Source organism: Pseudomonas sp. F(2018) (assembly GCF_005508865.1).
In the GTDB taxonomy this organism is placed as follows: domain Bacteria; phylum Pseudomonadota; class Gammaproteobacteria; order Pseudomonadales; family Pseudomonadaceae; genus Aquipseudomonas.
Window position 1 is genome coordinate 671,908 of record NZ_SCOM01000001.1, and the last position, 17,613, is coordinate 689,520.

General features: G+C 63.7%; 19 protein-coding genes and 1 pseudogene. 11 read left to right on the forward strand and 9 right to left on the reverse strand.

The window, feature by feature from the left end:
- Window positions 1–16: 16 nt before the first annotated feature.
- Complete coding sequence (locus FFS62_RS03290; RefSeq protein ID WP_137971376.1) at window positions 17–1,426, reverse strand: PilZ domain-containing protein; 1,410 nt, start codon at window positions 1,424–1,426, stop codon at window positions 17–19.
- 30 nt (window positions 1,427–1,456) lie between these two features.
- On the opposite strand from FFS62_RS03290, the gene FFS62_RS03295 reads away from it, so the two are divergent.
- Window positions 1,457–1,924 carry a TlpA disulfide reductase family protein gene (locus tag FFS62_RS03295; RefSeq protein ID WP_137971377.1) on the forward strand — a complete coding sequence of 156 codons (468 nt, stop codon included), beginning with the start codon at window positions 1,457–1,459 and terminating at the stop codon, window positions 1,922–1,924.
- 4 nt (window positions 1,925–1,928) lie between these two features.
- Window positions 1,929–2,201, forward strand: coding sequence for an acylphosphatase (locus tag FFS62_RS03300; RefSeq protein WP_137971378.1), 273 nt, complete (start codon window positions 1,929–1,931; stop codon window positions 2,199–2,201).
- Here the strand turns inward: FFS62_RS03300 and FFS62_RS03305 are convergent, their stop codons facing one another.
- Together FFS62_RS03305 and FFS62_RS03310 are read right to left on the reverse strand one after the other, a co-directional pair.
- Window positions 2,202–3,152 carry a hypothetical protein gene (locus FFS62_RS03305; RefSeq protein WP_137971379.1) on the reverse strand — a complete coding sequence of 317 codons (951 nt, stop codon included), beginning with the start codon at window positions 3,150–3,152 and terminating at the stop codon, window positions 2,202–2,204.
- A gap of 20 nt (window positions 3,153–3,172) precedes the next feature.
- A complete protein-coding gene (locus FFS62_RS03310; RefSeq protein WP_137971380.1) occupies window positions 3,173–4,888 on the reverse strand; it encodes a proline--tRNA ligase in 1,716 nt (571 codons plus the stop codon).
- Between the two features lie 101 nt (window positions 4,889–4,989).
- Between FFS62_RS03310 and FFS62_RS03315 the strand changes: the two genes are divergently transcribed.
- On the forward strand, window positions 4,990–5,397 hold the full coding sequence (locus FFS62_RS03315; RefSeq protein ID WP_225592205.1) for a PaaI family thioesterase: 408 nt from the start codon (window positions 4,990–4,992) through the stop codon (window positions 5,395–5,397).
- Between the two features lie 70 nt (window positions 5,398–5,467).
- Here FFS62_RS03315 and FFS62_RS03320 read toward each other — a convergent pair whose 3' ends face one another.
- Window positions 5,468–6,826: an OprD family porin gene (locus FFS62_RS03320; protein ID WP_137971382.1), complete on the reverse strand. Its 1,359-nt coding sequence runs from the start codon at window positions 6,824–6,826 to the stop codon at window positions 5,468–5,470.
- A 747-nt stretch (window positions 6,827–7,573) separates the two neighbouring features.
- Between FFS62_RS03320 and FFS62_RS03325 the strand changes: the two genes are divergently transcribed.
- Together FFS62_RS03325 and FFS62_RS03330 are read left to right on the forward strand one after the other, a co-directional pair.
- Entirely contained in the window at window positions 7,574–7,999 is a 426-nt protein-coding gene (locus tag FFS62_RS03325; RefSeq protein WP_137971383.1) for an HIT domain-containing protein, read from the forward strand.
- A 3-nt stretch (window positions 8,000–8,002) separates the two neighbouring features.
- Window positions 8,003–8,209: a SlyX family protein gene (locus FFS62_RS03330; protein WP_137971384.1), complete on the forward strand. Its 207-nt coding sequence runs from the start codon at window positions 8,003–8,005 to the stop codon at window positions 8,207–8,209.
- 46 nt (window positions 8,210–8,255) lie between these two features.
- On the opposite strand, the gene FFS62_RS23355 is transcribed toward FFS62_RS03330, so the two are convergent.
- From FFS62_RS23355 to FFS62_RS03350, 5 genes and pseudogenes are all read right to left on the reverse strand, one after another.
- A complete protein-coding gene (locus tag FFS62_RS23355; protein WP_225592204.1) occupies window positions 8,256–8,498 on the reverse strand; it encodes a cold shock domain-containing protein in 243 nt (80 codons plus the stop codon).
- Between the two features lie 90 nt (window positions 8,499–8,588).
- Window positions 8,589–8,864: pseudogene (locus tag FFS62_RS23520) on the reverse strand (cold shock domain-containing protein membrane protein); the annotation flags it as partial.
- A gap of 135 nt (window positions 8,865–8,999) precedes the next feature.
- Complete coding sequence (locus FFS62_RS03340) at window positions 9,000–10,067, reverse strand: GGDEF domain-containing protein (RefSeq protein WP_137971386.1); 1,068 nt, start codon at window positions 10,065–10,067, stop codon at window positions 9,000–9,002.
- 102 nt (window positions 10,068–10,169) lie between these two features.
- The gene (locus FFS62_RS03345) at window positions 10,170–10,640 is read right to left on the reverse strand and encodes a Dps family protein (RefSeq protein ID WP_137971387.1); all 471 of its coding nucleotides are present in this window, start codon (window positions 10,638–10,640) and stop codon (window positions 10,170–10,172) included.
- A gap of 140 nt (window positions 10,641–10,780) precedes the next feature.
- Window positions 10,781–11,893 carry an HD domain-containing phosphohydrolase gene (locus FFS62_RS03350; RefSeq protein ID WP_137971388.1) on the reverse strand — a complete coding sequence of 371 codons (1,113 nt, stop codon included), beginning with the start codon at window positions 11,891–11,893 and terminating at the stop codon, window positions 10,781–10,783.
- Between the two features lie 262 nt (window positions 11,894–12,155).
- On the opposite strand from FFS62_RS03350, the gene aspS reads away from it, so the two are divergent.
- The 6 genes from aspS to ybgC all read left to right on the forward strand — a co-directional run bounded on the left by aspS (window position 12,156) and on the right by ybgC (window position 17,598).
- Entirely contained in the window at window positions 12,156–13,931 is a 1,776-nt protein-coding gene (gene aspS, locus FFS62_RS03355; RefSeq protein WP_137971389.1) for an aspartate--tRNA ligase, read from the forward strand.
- An 81-nt stretch (window positions 13,932–14,012) separates the two neighbouring features.
- Window positions 14,013–14,762, forward strand: a complete 750-nt coding sequence (locus FFS62_RS03360; RefSeq protein ID WP_137971390.1) for a YebC/PmpR family DNA-binding transcriptional regulator — start codon at window positions 14,013–14,015, stop codon at window positions 14,760–14,762.
- Between the two features lie 134 nt (window positions 14,763–14,896).
- Entirely contained in the window at window positions 14,897–15,421 is a 525-nt protein-coding gene (gene ruvC / locus FFS62_RS03365) for a crossover junction endodeoxyribonuclease RuvC (protein ID WP_137971391.1), read from the forward strand.
- Between the two features lie 18 nt (window positions 15,422–15,439).
- A complete protein-coding gene (gene ruvA, locus FFS62_RS03370) occupies window positions 15,440–16,045 on the forward strand; it encodes a Holliday junction branch migration protein RuvA (protein ID WP_137971392.1) in 606 nt (201 codons plus the stop codon).
- A gap of 3 nt (window positions 16,046–16,048) precedes the next feature.
- Entirely contained in the window at window positions 16,049–17,101 is a 1,053-nt protein-coding gene (gene ruvB, locus FFS62_RS03375) for a Holliday junction branch migration DNA helicase RuvB (protein ID WP_137971393.1), read from the forward strand.
- Between the two features lie 53 nt (window positions 17,102–17,154).
- Window positions 17,155–17,598, forward strand: coding sequence for a tol-pal system-associated acyl-CoA thioesterase (gene ybgC, locus FFS62_RS03380; RefSeq protein WP_137971394.1), 444 nt, complete (start codon window positions 17,155–17,157; stop codon window positions 17,596–17,598).
- The last annotated feature ends 15 nt before the right edge of the window (window positions 17,599–17,613 follow it).

The window sequence follows — 17,613 nt, forward strand, 5'->3', positions numbered from 1 at the left end:
GAACCTGGCTGAAGGATCAGGCCAGGCGCAGGGGGTGGCGAATCACCGTGGGAGTGCTGAGATTGGCTGCGGGCAGCGGCAGCACGGCCTGGTTGTTGACGTTGGCCAGTTGCAGCCAGACGTTCTCGCCCTCGACGAACTGCCCGCAGGGCAACCACAGGCCGTGGTGCCAGCCGGCGCCGGGTTCGGGAGTGCTCTGCAGCACGCCGGGGTGGGTCTGGGCGCTGGGTGCGCGGCGCAGCCAGACCGGGCGCGGCAAGCCCTTGAGATAGCGCAGCCCGAGATGCAGGCCTTCCTGATTGAGGTGGCGCCAGCGCACCAGGGCCAGGGTCGGCGTGCCGCTGTGGGTCAGCACCAGGGCCAGTTGCCCGACCGGCAACTGCACGGCCTGGTCGGCATGGCAGAGCAGGCGCGCACCGCCGGGGCTGGCGTCGAGCATCTGTGCGGCGCAGCTGGTGGGGCGCTTTTCCAGCAGTTGGGCGTGGATGGCTGGCAGGCCGATCACCAGGCTGCAATCGGCGCTGAAATCGGCGCGCGGATGGCGGCGTTGTTGACGGCCGAGCCAGTTCTGCCGCACCCGCTCCAGCAACTCGCGCTCGCGCGGGCTCTGCAGCGGTGCCGGCTCATGCAGGGCGACCAGCAGGGCGCCGAGTTCCAGGCGGCGCAGATATTCGGGCGCGCCTCGCACTTCGGCGTCGTAGGGCAGGCACGGCTGGGCCTGGCTGAGGTCGATCAGCGGGCCTTCGCCTTCTTCGTCCTCGTCCCAGGGCAGCAGGCGAGCGAGGTCGGCCAGGGGCGTTAGGGCACCGAACAGCGCAGCGCATTCACCTTCGGCCAGGTGGAAGGGATTGCTCAGGGCCAGCACCAGCATCTGTTGGTGCAGGCCGCGCAACGATCCGGCCGGGGTGGGCTGGAACGGCGCGGCGACGTGTTCGTCGAGGCAGCCCTGGTGTTCGCCGATCCAGTACAGCAGGTGGCTGTCGCTCCACAGCGAGGCCGGCGGTTCCTGGTACAGCTGGTAATGGCGCAGCAGGCTCTGGGCGAGGAAGTGCTCGGCCATATATAGGCACCAGGCCAGGTGCGGCCGCGAGGGCTGGCGCCCCTGGAGTATCTGCAGCAACAGACGCTTGAAGCCGGCAGCCAGTTCGTCGCACAGGTGTACGAACAGCGCGCTGGGCATGGCGCCGTCGCGCAGCGGTTGGCAGTAGTGGCGGTACTCTTCGCAGAAGCTTTGCAGGGCCCGCTGCCTTTCCAGTAAGGTCATGGCGCAGCGATTGAGACGGAACAGCAGGCTCAGCACTTGCTGCAGGCCATCCTCGCGGGACTGCTGGCGTGCGCCGGCGAGCTCGGACATGAGGTCGGCGAGTGGCGTGGCATCCTCTGCGAGGATGTCCGGCACTTCCAGGTGCAGAGCATCCAGCGTCATATCAACCCCGCGTGCACGAGGAGCGAATGCATGGGAAGGCCACTCCAGATGGTGATAGGTGTCATTGCCGGGCTTCTTCTGGCCGGCTGCGCCGAGGACTGGGGCGTCGATCAGCATGGACGAAAGGTACCGGCTGAACAACTGGAAGGCCAGTGGTTGGTGATCAATTACTGGGCCGAGTGGTGCAAGCCCTGCCGCACCGAGATTCCGGAGCTGAACAAGCTCAACGACGGGCTGCGCAACAAGGGCGCCCAGGTGCTCGGCGTCAACTTCGATGCCCTGCAGGGCGAGGCGCTGAGCAAGGCCGCCGAGGCCTTCGCTATCCGTTTCACCGTGCTGGCGCAGGACCCCGCGTCGCGCCTGGAACTGCCGCGCAACGACGTGTTGCCGGTCACCTATATCATCGATGCCGAAGGCAGGCTGCGCGAGCGACTGGTCGGCGAACAGACCGCTGCCGGCCTGCAGGCGCGGCTGGCCCACTGGCAGGCCGAGGAGTAACGGAATGCAGATCTGCTTACACGGTTTTGTCAGCGGCAAGGTGCAGGGTGTGAGTTTTCGTCAGCACACTCAGGAGGAGGCCGAACGCCTCGACCTGAATGGCTGGGTGCGCAACCTGGCCGATGGCAGGGTCGAGGTGCTGGTCGAGGGGGAGGAGTCTGCGGTGCGCGAGCTGGAAACCTGGCTCGGGCACGGCCCGCAGGCGGCGCGGGTGGATGCGCTGGAGTTGGAGCAGCAGCCGGTGCAGGGCATCACCGGCTTCGTCGTCAGGCGCTGATCAGTCTTCGCCCGGGTCGGCGGCGAGGCGACCGGCGTCCTTCATCAGCGCCTTGAGGAATTCCTGCTGCAGTTCCGGGTCGTTGCGGGTCAGCTCGATCAGGCTCTGCTCCAGCTCGCTGGCTTCCTCTTCCAGACCCAGGTCGGACAGGCGCTTGACCCGGTGCACCCAGTGGCTGACTTCGTCATCTTCCAGGTCGTCGTAGATCAGGGCGTGGGCTTCGCGCAGCTTGCCGCGCAGGTTGCGGCTGACCAGCAGGGTGGCCTCGGCGCGAGCGCCGTCCTGTGGGTCTTCCACGCTCAGCAGCAGGGTGCCGACCTGGCTGGCGTCATGCTCGGCAAAGGGGCCGTCGAGCAGGTTCAGGCGCAACACGCCGCTGCGGTCGCTGGTCAGCTCGTGGGTCTCGCGACCGGCCTTGACCAGCACCGGGCGTTCCGCCCAGGGCAGGCTGGAATACTCCATGCGCTTGTCGTGCTGCTTTTCCTCGATGGCCGCCAGGTTCTGCTGGGAGCGACCGTTGGACTCGACGTTCATCGCCGGGTTGAGACCGGCCACGCCGTAGCTGATCCAGTCCTTGGTCATGCTGTCCGGCAGGCGGCCGAGCGCGATCACGTTGACCACGTTGGCGCCGACGCCAGCGACCACCGCCACCGCGCCCAGCGGCACCTCGTACAGCTCGCGCCAGGGCTGATAGGGGGTGTAGCGGTCGTAGCGGCGGGTGACCTCGAATTCGGTGACTTCGAAGGTCTTCTGCTCGTGGATGCGTACCCGGCGCTGCGGCAGCTCCAGCACCCGTGGCTCGCCTACATCGATCTGCAGGCTGTGGTCGAGCAGGCGGCGCTCGAAGCGCTCCTCGTGCTCGCTGCGCTGCGGCAGCTGGTTGGCGCAGCCGCCGAGGAGGAGGGCGCCGAGCAGGGCGGCGCCGGTATTGAGGGTTTGTCGCTGGAACATGCGGGCTTCTTGGTCGGTACTCAGCGGGGGATACGGGTTGCCAGGAAGGACAAGGCCTCGGCAGCCGGCAGGGGCTGGCTCTCGCTGTCGCGGCGGTGCTTGTACTCGAGGTTGCCCTCGGCCAGGCCGCGCTCGCTGACCACGATACGGTGCGGGATGCCGATCAGCTCCATGTCGGCGAACTTCACGCCGGGGCTGGTCTTCTTGTCGCGGTCGTCCAGCAGCACTTCGTAGCCGGCGGCGGTCAGCTCGGCGTAGAGCTTGTCGGTGGCTTCGCGCACCGCTTCGTTCTCGTACTTCATCGGCACGATGGCGACCTGGAAGGGCGCCAGGGCGTCGGTCCAGAGGATGCCGCGTTCGTCGTAGTTCTGCTCGATGGCTGCGGCCACCACGCGCGATACGCCGATACCGTAGCAGCCCATGGTCAGGGTCACCGGCTTGCCGTTCTCGCCCAGTACCTTGCAGCCCATGGCCTCGCTGTACTTGGTGCCGAGCTGGAAGATATGCCCGACTTCGATGCCGCGCTTGATCACCAGGGTGCCCTGGCCGTCCGGGCTGGGGTCGCCCTCGACCACGTTGCGCAGGTCGGCGATCGCCGGCAGCGGCAGGTCGCGCTCCCAGTTGAGGCCGAAGTAGTGCTTGTCGTCGACGTTGGCGCCGGCGCCGAAATCGTTCATGAGGGCCACGCTGCGGTCGATCACGCAGGCGATCGGCAGGTTCAGCGGGCCCAGCGAGCCGGGGCCGGCGCCAATGGCGGCGCGGATCTCGGCCTCGGAGGCGAACACCAGCGGGCTGGCGACCAGCTCATGATTGGCGGCCTTGATCTCGTTCAGCTCGTGGTCGCCGCGAACGATCAGGGCGATCAGCTTGCCTTCCTCGGCGGCATGCACCACCAGGGTCTTCACGGTCTTGTCGATGGCCAGGCCGAACTGCTCGACCAGCTCGTCGATGGTCTTGGCGTTCGGCGTGTCGACCAGGCGCAGTTCTTCGGTGGCCGCGCCGCGCGCTTTCTCGCGCGGAATGGCCTCGGCCTTCTCGATGTTGGCGGCGTAGTCGGAGGTGTCGCTGAAGGCGATATCGTCTTCACCGGATTCGGCCAGCACGTGGAACTCGTGGGAGCCGGTACCGCCGATGGAGCCGGTATCGGCCTGCACCGGACGGAAGTTCAGGCCCAGGCGGGTGAACACGTTGCAGTAGGCCTGGTGCATGCGGTCGTAGGTTTCCTGCAGCGAGGCCTGGTCCGCATGGAAGGAGTAGGCGTCCTTCATCAGGAACTCGCGGCCACGCATCAGACCGAAGCGCGGACGGATCTCGTCACGGAACTTGGTCTGGATCTGGTACATGTTGATCGGCAGCTGCTTGTAGCTGTTCAGTTCGTTGCGCGCCAGATCGGTAATGACTTCCTCGTGGGTCGGGCCGACGCAGAACTCGCGGTCGTGGCGGTCCTTGATGCGCAGCAGCTCGGGGCCGTACTGCTCCCAGCGTCCCGACTCCTGCCACAGCTCGGCCGGCTGCACGGCTGGCATCAGCACTTCCAGGGCGCCGGCGGCATTCATCTCCTCGCGCACGATGGCCTCGGCCTTGCGCAGCACGCGCAGCCCCATCGGCAGCCAGGTGTACAGGCCGGAGGCGAGCTTGCGGGTCATGCCGGCACGCAGCATCAGCTGGTGGCTGATCACTACTGCGTCGGAGGGGGTTTCCTTGAGGGTCGAGAGCAGGTACTGACTGGTACGCATGTTTGGCCGTTATGTCGGTTGCGAGGGCAAATAATGACTCGGCATTGTACGGTGCCAGCCATGTGGCGTACAGGACAGACCGGGAGTTGAGGATGGCGGAACTGACCGCTGGCCAGGTGCAGGCGCTGATCCGCGCTGGAGTGCCGATGGCCGAGGATATCGACCTGTGCATCGACCGTCTCGATGCCGATCTGGCGGTGGCGCGGGTGCCTTTTCAGGGCAAGCTGGTGCGGCCGGGTGGAACACTGTCGGGGCCGACCATCATGTCGCTGGCCGATGCGGCCATGTATGCGGTGGTGCTGGGGCGATTGGGGCGGGTGGAGATGGCGGTGACGGCCAATCTCAATATCAACTTCCTGGCTCGGCCCAAACCGGTGGATCTGATTGCCGAGGCGCGTATCCTGCGTCTGTCGCGGCGCCAGGCTGTATGCGAGGTGCAGCTCTACTCGCAAGGCGAGGAGGGCGAGCTGGTGGCCCATGTCACCGGGACCTATGCCTTGCCTCAGTGATGCAAAGCTGCGGCTAAAAAAGAACCCGGCCTAGGCCGGGTTCTTTTTTTCACTGATTACGTGCGGACTCTTAGAGGACGTCCAGCGGGTACTCGGTGATTACGCGGATTTCGTCCAAGGCGCTGCTGCCGCCGGAGTAGTAGCCGCCCATATCGTTGTTGGCGCGCCAAGAGGCGTGACGAACGCGGATGGAGAGATCCTTCGCTGCGCCTTCCTGGAAGACGTATTTGACTTCCAGATCACGCTCCCACTCTTTGCCGTCGTCGCCGCCGTAACCAGCGTATGCGCCGCTCGGGTCTGCGTGGGTGCCGTCTGCATCGGTACCCTTGATGTAGCGAGCCATGAAGCTCAGACCGGGAACGCCGAATTCAGCCATGTTCAGGTCGTAACGAACCTGCCAGGACTTCTCGTTTGCAGCGTTGAAGTCGGAGTACTGCACGGAGTTGTTCAGCCAAATGGAGTCGCCAGCGTTGCCTCCGTCCATCGAGATGTAATCGAAGGGCTCGTCGCCGTTCACTTGCTGGTGGGCCAGGGTGAACTTGTGTGCACCAATGGAATAGGCGGCAGCCAGAGACCAGGTGGTGTTGTCGATTTCGCCAGCCAGCTCGTCACCTTCTTCGTTGGTGCGATAGATGTTGAAATCGAAGTTAAGGGCCTGGTTCTCGGCAAGCGGGATGTTGTAGTTGACGTTGCTGTAGTACTGACGCCAGATATCTTCCAGCTCAGCACCATACAGGCTGACACTGAGGTTCTCGTTGACAGCGTAAGAGCCGCCTACGTAATCGACGTCACCGGCATCGATCGCGCCGGCGTAGGCCAGAGTGATTTCGCCGTCGCTATTGGTGCTAGCGCTGCCGTCGCGGATGGAGGTGAAATGACCAGCGTCGATGTTCAGGCCTTCGACTTCACTGCTCAGTACTTGGAAGCCAGTGGCCGAGCCTGGGAACAGGCGAGCGGTGCCAGTAGCAAAAACCGGAGCGGTGGGCATCAGATCGCCGTACTTCAGTACGGTGTTGGAAACTTGGATTTTAACTGCGCCGCCAGCGTAGGAGTACTCGTCCTCTGCGCGACCTTCACTGTCGATCGGCAGTAGGCCGGTGCCGGTAGTGCCGCGGCCGCTGTCGAGCTTCAGGCCCAGCATGCCGTGGGCATCTACGCCGAAACCAACAGTGCCTTGAGTGAAGCCGGACTCGTAGAGGGCGGTGATGCCATGGGCCCACTCTTGACGATAATTCTGATCGTCAGAGCTGCCGCCGTTACCTGCGCCATTGTTGCGGAAATCGCGGTGGAAGAAATAGTTCTTGTTGAGAACGTCGAAGCTGCTGTCTTCAACAAAGCCCTTGGAATCGGACTGTGCGCTGGCGAAAGCCAGTTGGGTGGTACCGGCGGTCACGGCCAGAGCCAGTGCGCTCCACTTCATCACTTGCATTGTGATTGCTCCTTTGGTTTAGAAGATTTGTGCTGCCCATTGTCTTGTTTTCTGGGCGGCTCTTTCTTTTTGTGTCGGCGCTAACTTATAGCACGGTGACTTAAGTTGGCGACAGATATCATTGATTCCCTACAAGTTCTCTCTGTGCGCGTCGCAAATCTGCATTTTTGACGTCGCAATTTTGTAGGTTTTGTCGTCTTCAGTCCCGCGCTCCGGCTTGTTCTGAAAAGACTGCAAATCCAATCGCTTAGGGCTTTGCAGACAGATCGAAACGTGCCGACGCTGACGGTGCTCCTCCTAAAGCAACTTCCATGCACAAAATGCTTATCGGCCATGGAAAGTTTCTTTCTTTTGCTCTCTTCGGGGTGGGTTCACGGCTACAAGTCCCTTTTCATGGGCCCTACAGCAGGCGAGCCTGCTCTTGATGGGATCATTTCCTTTATAGGGTGGGCATCCGAGCGTTACCGTGATCCATTGCTGCAGGTGGAATTTACTCGTCGGTAACGTTTTTGCCTGTGCGCTTGTTCAATTTGTGGGCGCTGCCGATTTGAGAGTGCCCGCTTTTGGAGCGGTGACCTCTCGCTCCTCTTTGCTGTCGAGGCTTGGCCATACTTTAGGCTGTCATCTGGCTCGCTCGGGGAGTCGATGCGCATCATCTTGGCGCAGTGGGCGAGTCGCTGAAGGTGAATTGCGCTGGCCATCCCGCTATGCTGCGCGGCCGTTGGGCCTGGTCCGGAGGAAGCTCAGATGTTCAGCCTTGATTCCCGTTTACAGCAGGACACCCTGGTCATGGGGGATTTTCCGCTCTGCCGCCTGCTGCTGATGAACGATGCCAATTACCCCTGGTTCATTCTGGTGCCGCGTCGCGAGGCGGTCAGCGAGCTGTTCCAGCTGGATACTGCCGATCAGCAGCAGCTCTGGCTGGAAACCACTCGCCTGGCGGAGACCCTCAAGGATGCCTTCGTGGCCGACAAGATGAATGTCGCCACGTTGGGCAACGTGGTCAGCCAGCTGCACATGCATGTGATCGTGCGTCGCCGTGAGGATCAGGCCTGGCCGGCTCCTGTCTGGGGGCGGCATCCGGCGCGTGCCTATGAGGCTGGCGAGGTGGCCTCGATTCGCGAGCGCCTGCGTCTGGTGCTTACCAATGATTTCCAGTTTGCGGAGGCTTGAGCGATGGAACTGGAGCAGCGTGTCATCGAGCTGGAGAGCCGGCTGGCCTTCCAGGACGACACCATTGCGGCGCTGAATGATGTAGTGGTGGCGCAGCAGCGGGATATCGAGCGCCTGCAGCAGCAGATTGCCGTGTTGGCCCGTCGCCAGGAAGAGATGGTCGGCCAGTTCGGTATCGCCGAGGGCGATGCGCCGCCGCCTCATTACTGAGCCCATAAAAAAGCCCGCATCAGCGGGCTTTTTTATACGCATTTATTCAGCGTTGGCCGGGCAGGGCGACTATCACGTCTTCGGCCTGCAGGCCCTTGTCGCGTTGCATCACCGAGAACTCCACGCGCTGGCCTTCGACCAGAACACGGTGGCCCTCGCCGCGAATGGCGCGGAAGTGCACGAAGATGTCGTCGCCGATGTCGCGGGAAATGAAGCCGAACCCCTTGGAGGTGTTGAACCATTTGACGGTGCCGGTCTCGCGGCTGTCGTCGAGGTCGCGACGGGGCATGGCGATCCGCGGGCTGCGTTTGCCCAGGTTGATGGCCAGATGCAGCAGGGCGGCAGCCAGCAGGGTGGCCAGACTCAGTGAGATGGCGGGTTGATTGCCGATCTGTGCCAGCGGGGCGAGCAGGATCAGTGCCTGCAGTACGCTGGCGAATACCAGCAGGGCCGATACCAGGGCCTGCAGCTGGTTGCGCACACCTTCATGGCGTACCGGCAGCAGGGGCGCCAGCAGCAGGTTGGCCAGGCCGAACAGGGCCAGATAAATCGCGTCGGGTTGTTGCAGGTAGGGCAGTGTTTCGCTGCGAAGGCTGGGGGCAAAGGACAGCAGCAGGGCGCCGCCGCCTGTGATCAGGTGAACGATCTTCAACATGGTCAAGGAACTCGCTTGTCGAAATGGCTATCAGAGGAGCGGAGTCGCAGTCCGATGAATGGGCAATGCGCTTCGCCTATGCCGCAGCAATGCAGCACGGTGCGTATTTAACCGCAAAGAGGATGTCGGCTCAAATCAAGCGCTTAGAGCTGCTTCCGGGGTGGGCGGGTGGATCTGGTTGCGGCCGTTGCGTTTGGCCTGATAGAGCGCATCGTCGGCCCGGGTGACCAGGCTGTCGAAGGTGTCGCCCATCTCGGCCAGGGCCAGGCCGAATGAGGCGGTGATGGTGTCGAGTACCTTGTCGGTGCTGCGCACCTTGACGCGCAGGGCCTGGATCTTCAGGCGCAGCTGCTCGGCGAAGTCACCGGCGGTGCCAAGGTCGAAGCAGTCCTGCAGGATCACGCAAAACTCTTCGCCGCCGTAGCGTGCGGCCACGCCGCGTGCCGGCAGCAGTTCGCGCAGCAGTTGACCGACATGCTGCAGCACGCGATCGCCCAGAGGGTGTCCGTACTGGTCGTTGAACTGCTTGAAGTGGTCGATATCCAGCATCACCAAGGCCAACCCCTTGATATCTCCGGCCAGGGCCTGTTCCAGCAGGCGGGTGAAGGCGTGGCGATTGAATACATGGGTCAGGCTGTCCAGCGTCGCGGCGGCCTGGGCGCGTTCCAACTGGCCGCGCAGGTTCTGGATCTCAGCCTGTGCCGAGCGCAGGCGGTAGAGGAATTTTTCCTGCTGGTCCTGCATCTGCTGGGTGCTCAGCTGCAGTTCGTTGAGCACGCTGGGCAGGTCGTCGACGATCGGCTCCTGCAGGGCGGCCAGTCCCTGGGAAAGGCTGGCCTGATAGTGCTGGCTGCCGCTGACGCTGCGTTGCACGTCGCCCTCGATATCGTCCACCAGTTCGATGACCTGATGCTGGCCGGCGCGGGCGTCTTCCAGTTCGCCGCGGATGATGAAGTCGCGGAACAGCTTGATCGCCGTCTCGGGTGGGAAGCTGGAGAAGTCCTTGATGGCCTTTTCCAGGCGTCGGTTCAGTTCGGGGTCGGAACCTTTGCAGTAGCTGTACCAGAGTGCGTAATGCACCGGGTTCGGCGGAATGTCGTGGCGCACCATGTGCGGCACGGCCTGCTTGAGCAGATCGGCGGCCTCGCGAGTCTCTTCGGGGTAAAGCTCGAGAATGGAGGGGGCTTTCGGCTGCTGGCTCATGCGCGTCACTGGGGTATGGGAAAAGGCAAAGGATAGAGTAGCTGTGGGCGCTTCGCCTAGCAAAAGGCCCGGTCTAGCCGGGCCTTTTTTGCCTCTGGACGATCACGCGGCCAGCAGGCTGCGCAGCATCCAGGCGGTTTTCTCGTGCACCTGCATGCGCTGGGTCAGCAGGTCCGCGGTTGGCTCGTCGCTGACCTTGTCCAGCAGCGGGAAGATGCCGCGGGCGGTGCGCACCACTGCTTCCTGGCCCTGAACCAGCAGCTTGATCATATCCTCGGCGCCCGGTACGCCTTCCTCTTCCTTGATCGAGGACAGGCGGGCATAGGCGGCGTAGGTGCCGGGTGCCGGGAAGCCGAGGGCGCGGATACGCTCGGCGATGGAGTCCACGGCCAGTGCCAGTTCGGTGTACTGCGCCTCGAACATCAGGTGCAGGGTGTTGAACATCGGACCGGTGACGTTCCAGTGGAAGTTGTGGGTCTTCAGATACAGGGTGTAGGTGTCCGCCAGCAGGCGCGACAGTCCTTCGGCGATGGCGGCGCGGTCCTGTTCGGCGATGCCAATATTGATTTCCATACCTTTACTCCTCTCAGGTGGCCGGGGTAGACGTTCCCCGTGATGGTTCCGAGCCTATCACAGGGGCTGCGTTTGCCCGTCCGATCTATGTCAATGAAGGCGATGCTTGGAGGCTATGAGCGCGCTGGCGGTTCCGTCGGTCACCGGTGTGCTAGTTCCGGGTGCAGTTGCAGGGTGCGATTGAATACCTCGACCCAGTAGCCGCTGAACTGCATGCCCGACAGGTTGTTGATCTCCAGGATGGCGCGCAGGCGCGGGCGTTTGCTCATGGTCTGGTGGGCGCGCTCGTGGGTGCGGGCGTCGAAGGTGTCGGCGATGTTCAGCAGCAGGGCGCCGGGGTGGATTTCCGTTTCGCGCAGGCCTTTGGGATAGCCGCTGCCGTCGGCGTGCTCCTGGTGCTGCAGGATGATCTCGCTCGCCGCGTTCCAGGCCGGCATGCGCTTGAGCAGCTCGCAGGCCTGGCGTGGGTGGGATTGCATCTGCCGCCGCTCCTCGCGGCTCAGCTCGCTTTCCTTGTGCAGCAGGTCGAGTGGCAGAAAGGCCATGCCGAGGTCGTGCAGGCAGACCGCGGCAGCCAGTTGTGCAGGCTCTACAGGCTGATCGGCGACCTCGTTCATGCCCAGTGCCAGGTCGAGCAGGCGCAGGCCGCGGCCGTGCCAGAACGGCGAGCGATGCTCGCTGGTGGTCATCAGCTCGATGAAGAACAGCAGGTCGGCGTCTACTGCTATTCCGTAGTCGGCGAGCAGTTGCGGAATCTGCCCGTGACCAACCTCGACCGGTTGCAGGCGGGTCTCCGGCGCCAGGTGCTGCAGCAGCGTGCGGCGAATCTCGGTCTGTCGTGAGGCCGGAGCGGCGGCCAGGGCCTGCAGGGCCTGGCACTGGCTGGCGATTTGCACGGGATCAGGGCTCGCAGCCCGACCCAGGGCGGCCTCGATCAGGTTGCGCAGCTGGTCCAGGCTAAGCAGCAGGATGTCGCCGAGCAGACTGTCGAACTGCAGGCTGCCCTCGCGCAGACGATCGAGCACATCCTCCATGGCCTGCGGCAGCGGCAGCAGGTGGTTCAGTTCCACCAGGCCGAGGCTGCCCTTGATGGTGTGTACCAGGCGGAACAGCTCGCGCAGGCGCGTACCGTCCTGGGGATGGCGCTCCAGTTCGATCAACAGCTGCTCGCAGCGCGGCAGATGATCGGCGGTATCGAGGCGAAATTCCTCCAGCAGATCACTGGGGACGTCGGCGGGGCGGGCTAAGGCCATGGGGCGGTCTCCGCTGGGCTGGACTCTCAGTATAGAAAGGCCGCGGGGCGGTGGGCTGCAAGGGGGCGATTATCCCTATATAATCGCGCCCCTTGTCTCCGGATGCGGAAGCGCATCGATCGCGGCGCTGTGGCGCCATTGGTCGCGTTTTCCTGCGGTTTCCCCTCCGAATTGAAGAAAATGTCCGCCACTATCCGGCGGAAACATGCCCGGGCCGGCCGGGTACGAATTCAAGACTGATCTAGAGAAGCGAACCACGACCATGATGCGCAGCCACTATTGCGGCCAGTTGAACGAGAGCCTGGATGGCCAGGAAATCACCCTTTGCGGCTGGGTTCACCGCCGTCGCGACCATGGTGGTGTGATCTTCCTCGACATCCGCGACCGTGAAGGCCTGGCCCAGGTGGTGTTCGACCCGGATCGCGCCGAGACCTTCGCCAAGGCAGACCGCGTACGCAGCGAGTACGTGGTGAAGATCACCGGCAAGGTGCGCCTGCGTCCGGCCGGTGCGGTCAACGCCAACATGGCGTCCGGCGCCATCGAAGTGCTGGGCTACGAGCTCGAAGTGCTGAACGAGGCAGAAACCCCGCCGTTCCCGCTCAACGAATACACCGACGTGGGCGAAGAAACCCGTCTGCGCTACCGCTTCATCGACCTGCGTCGCCCGGAAATGGCCGAGAAGCTGAAGCTGCGTTCGCGCATCACCAGCAGCATCCGCCGCTACCTCGACGACAACGGCTTCCTCGACGTCGAAACCCCGATCCTGACCCGTGCCACTCCGGAAGGCGCGCGTGACTACCTGGTGCCGAGCCGCACCCACGCCGGCAGCTTCTTCGCCCTGCCGCAGTCGCCGCAGCTGTTCAAGCAGCTGCTGATGGTGGCGGGCTTCGACCGCTACTACCAGATCGCCAAGTGCTTCCGCGACGAAGACCTGCGTGCCGACCGTCAGCCGGAATTCACCCAGATCGACATCGAGACCAGCTTCCTCGATGAAAGCGACATCATGGGCATCACCGAAACCATGATCCGCAACCTGTTCAAGGAAGTGCTGGACCTGGAGTTCGGCGAGCTGCCGCACATGACCCTGGCCGAAGCCATGCGCCGTTTCGGTTCCGACAAGCCGGACCTGCGCATTCCGCTGGAGCTGGTGGATGTTGCCGATCAGCTGCAGGGCGTCGAGTTCAAGGTGTTCTCCGGCCCGGCCAACGATCCGAAGGGCCGCGTCGCCGCCCTGCGCGTACCGGGCGCCGCCTCCATGCCGCGTAGCCAGATCGACGACTACACCAAGTTCGTCGGCAACTACGGCGCCAAGGGCCTGGCCTACATCAAGGTCAACGAACGCGCCAAGGGCGTCGAAGGCCTGCAGTCGCCGATCGTCAAGTTCATCCCGGAAGACAACCTCAAGGTCATCCTCGACCGCGTTGGCGCCGTCGATGGCGACATCGTGTTCTTCGGTGCCGACAAGGCCAAGATCGTCTGCGACGCCCTGGGCGCGCTGCGCATCAAGGTTGGTCACGATCTGAACCTGCTCACCTGCGAGTGGGCGCCGCTGTGGGTCGTCGACTTCCCGATGTTCGAGGAAAACGACGACGGTAGCCTGACCGCCATGCACCACCCGTTCACCGCGCCCAAGTGCACCCCGGAAGAGCTGGAGGCCAACCCGGCTGCCGCCCTGTCGCGTGCCTACGACATGGTGCTCAACGGCACCGAACTGGGCGGCGGTTCGATACGTATCCACGACAAGGCCATGCAGCAGACCGTGTTCCGCGTGCTGGGCATCAGCGAAGACGAGCAGCAGGAGAAGTTCGGCTTCCTGCTCGACGCCCTGAAGTTCGGTGCTCCGCCCCACGGTGGCCTGGCCTTCGGCCTGGACCGCCTGGTGATGCTGATGACCGGCGCCAGCTCGATTCGTGAAGTGATCGCCTTCCCGAAAACCCAGAGCGCGGCCTGTGTCATGACCCAGGCTCCGGGCATCGTCGATGCCAAGGCGCTGCGCGAGCTGCATATCCGCCTGCGCGAACAGCCCAAGGCTGAGTAAGCGGTAGCAACAGGAGCCTGGCATGCCAGGCTCCTTGCATTTCAGGCACTACAAAACTGATTGAAAGAAACGGAGTGAGTTATGGCCGGTCATTCCAAATGGGCCAACATCAAGCACCGCAAAGGGCGCCAGGACGCCAAGCGCGGCAAGATCTTCACCAAGCTGATTCGTGAGCTGACCGTAGCCGCCAAGCATGGCGGTGGCGTGCCGGCGGACAACCCGCGCCTGCGCCTGGCGGTCGATAAGGCCCTCACGGCCAACATGTCGCGTGACGTGATCGACCGCGCCATCGCGCGTGGTGCCGGCAACACCGAAGCCGACAACATGATCGAGCTGAGCTACGAGGGCTATGCGCCCAGTGGCGTGGCGATCATCGTCGAGGCCATGACCGACAACCGCAACCGCACCGCCGCCGATGTACGTCACGCCTTCACCAAGTGCGGCGGCAACCTAGGCACCGACGGTTCGGTGGCCTACATGTTCGAGCGCAAGGGGCAGATCAGCTTCGCGCCGGGCGTGAGCGAGGATGCCCTGATGGAGGCGGCCCTGGAGGCCGGGGCCGACGATGTGGAGATGGGTGACGACGGTTCGGCCCTGGTGTCGACCAGCTTCGCCGACTTCCTCGCGGTCAACGAGGCGCTGACCGCTGCCGGCTTCAAGGGTGAGGAGGCCGAGGTGGCGATGATTCCCTCGACCATGGCGCCCATCGCCGATCTGGAGATCGCCAAGAAGGTGCTCAAGCTGATCGACATGCTGGAGGATCTGGACGACGTGCAGAACGTCTACCACAACGCGGAAATTTCCGACGAGATCATGGAGCAGCTGGACTGATCCCGACTCGTCGGCCGAAGCCGGAAGTCGCCTCGTGCGCTTCCGGCTTTTTTATATGGGCGCCGCTCCGTATACTCGCGGCTGGATAAATAGACAGTGTGTCGGCTCGACCGGCCCGCGGAGCGAAACGCTGCATGACCCTGATTCTTGGCATCGATCCCGGCTCGCGCATCACCGGCTACGGCGTGGTGCGCGACACCGGGCGTGGCTGCGAATACGTCGCCTCGGGTTGCATCCGCACCGGTGATGGTGATCTGGCCAGCCGTCTGCAGGTGGTGTTCCGCGGGGTCGGTGAGGTGATTCGCCTGCACGGGCCGGTGACCATGGGCATCGAGCAGGTATTCATGGCGAAGAACGCCGATTCCGCGCTCAAGCTAGGCCAGGCTCGCGGTGCGGCCATAGTCGCCGGCATCGAGGCGGGTCTGGACGTCAACGAATACACCGCCAGCCAGGTCAAGCAGGCCATCGCCGGTACCGGCGGGGCGGACAAGCAGCAGGTAATGATGATGGTGATGCACCTGCTCAAGCTGACCCAGAAGCCGCAGATCGACGCCTCCGACGCACTGGCCATCGCCCTCTGCCATGCCCACCACCGGCAGAGCCTGATTCCCCACGGCCTGCTCGGCGCCAAGCGGCGCAGCGGGCGGCTGCGCCTGTAACCAGAAGGAAACCAATTCGTGATCGGACGCCTGAAGGGCACTCTGGCGGAGAAACAGCCGCCGCACCTGATCCTCGATGTCAACGGTGTCGGCTACGAGCTGGAAGTGCCGATGACCACCCTCTATCGCCTGCCGGCCCTGGGGCAGCCGGTGACGCTGCACACCCATCTGGTGGTGCGCGAGGATGCGCATCTGCTCTACGGCTTCGCCGAGAAGCGCGAGCGTGAGCTGTTCCGCGAGCTGATCCGGCTCAATGGTGTCGGGCCCAAGCTGGCGTTGGCGCTGATGTCCGGCCTGGAAGTCGATGAGCTGGTGCGCTGCGTGCAGGCTCAGGACACCTCGACCCTGGTGAAGATCCCCGGGGTCGGCAAGAAGACCGCCGAGCGCCTGCTGGTAGAGCTCAAGGATCGCTTCAAGGCCTGGGAGAGCATGCCGTCCATCGCGCCGCTGGTGGTGGAACCTCGTGCCGGCGTGGCAGTCTCAAGCGCCGAGAGCGACGCTATGAGCGCGCTGATCTCGCTCGGCTTCAAGCCGCAGGAGGCCAGCAAGGCCGTGGCGGCCGTGCAGGAAGAGGGGCTTTCCAGCGAAGAGCTGATCCGTCGTGCCCTGAAAGGAATGGTGTAAGAAGTGATAGACGCCGACCGCCTGATAACCGCCAGCAGTCGCGACCGCGACGAGCAGCAGGACCGCGCCATTCGCCCGCTCAGGCTGGCCGAGTACGTCGGTCAGCCAGTGGTGCGTGAGCAGATGGAGCTGTTCATTCAGGCCGCCAAGAATCGCCAGGAGGCCCTCGATCACACCTTGATCTTCGGCCCGCCCGGTCTGGGCAAGACCACCCTGGCCAATATCATCGCCCAGGAGATGGGGGTGTCTATCAAGAGCACCTCCGGCCCGGTGCTGGAGCGTCCGGGCGATCTGGCCGCGCTGCTGACCAACCTGGAGGCCGGCGATGTGCTGTTCGTCGACGAGATCCATCGCCTCTCGCCCGTGGTCGAGGAAGTGCTGTATCCGGCCATGGAGGACTTCCAGCTCGACATCATGATCGGTGAAGGTCCGGCGGCTCGCTCGATCAAGCTCGACCTGCCACCCTTCACCCTGGTCGGCGCCACCACCCGCGCCGGCATGCTGACCAATCCGCTGCGTGACCGCTTCGGTATCGTCCAGCGCCTGGAGTTCTACTCCAGTCAGGACCTGGCCACCATCGTCAGTCGTTCGGCCGGCATTCTCGGTTTGCATATCGATGCGGAAGGCGCCTTCGAGATCGCCCGTCGTGCTCGTGGTACTCCGCGTATCGCCAACCGCCTGCTGCGCCGGGTGCGCGACTTCGCCGAGGTGCGTGCCGGTGGGCAGATCAGTCGTGGCATCGCCGACCAGGCGCTGAACATGCTGGATGTCGACGAGCGTGGCTTCGACCACCAGGACCGACGTCTACTGCTGGCCATGATCGACAAGTTCGACGGCGGCCCGGTCGGTATCGACAACCTGGCTGCCGCCATCGGCGAGGAGCGCGGCACCATCGAGGACGTGCTCGAGCCGTACCTGATCCAGCAGGGCTATATCATGCGGACCCCGCGGGGTAGGGTGGTGACCCGACATGCCTATCTGCATTTCGGGCTCAATCTGCCCAAGCGCCTGTCCGAACCACCCACTGCCGACCTTTTCACCGGCAGCGACGAATAGTTGCAAAACAAAGGCTTGCCCGGATTGGCAAGGCCAGGAGTAAACACTAGAGTATGCGCGCGCAAAACGAGGCCCAGCCTTTTGCCCTCAAGTGTCGGGTGTATTACGAGGACACCGACGCCGGCGGCATCGTCTACTACGTCAATTACCTCAAGTTCATGGAGCGGGCTCGTACCGAGTGCCTGCGCAGTCTGGGTTTTGCCCAGTCGCAGCTCGCCGGCGAGAACCTGTTGTTCGTCGTGCATTCCGCCGAGGCGCGCTATCACGCGCCGGCCAAGCTGGATGACGAACTTTTTATCACTGCCGAGGTAATCGAGTTAAACCGTGCCAGCCTGCGCTTTCGTCAACAGGTACGGCGGGCAACGGATGAGGCACTGCTCTGCGAGGGGCAGTTCGTGGTGGCCTGTGTGCGCACCGACAATTTGAAGCCCCGTGCCATTCCCGAAGCGCTGCGTGCAGCCTTCGCCGGCATGGGTCAAGTCACAGCAGGAGAGTAGCGTGGAAGCAACAGC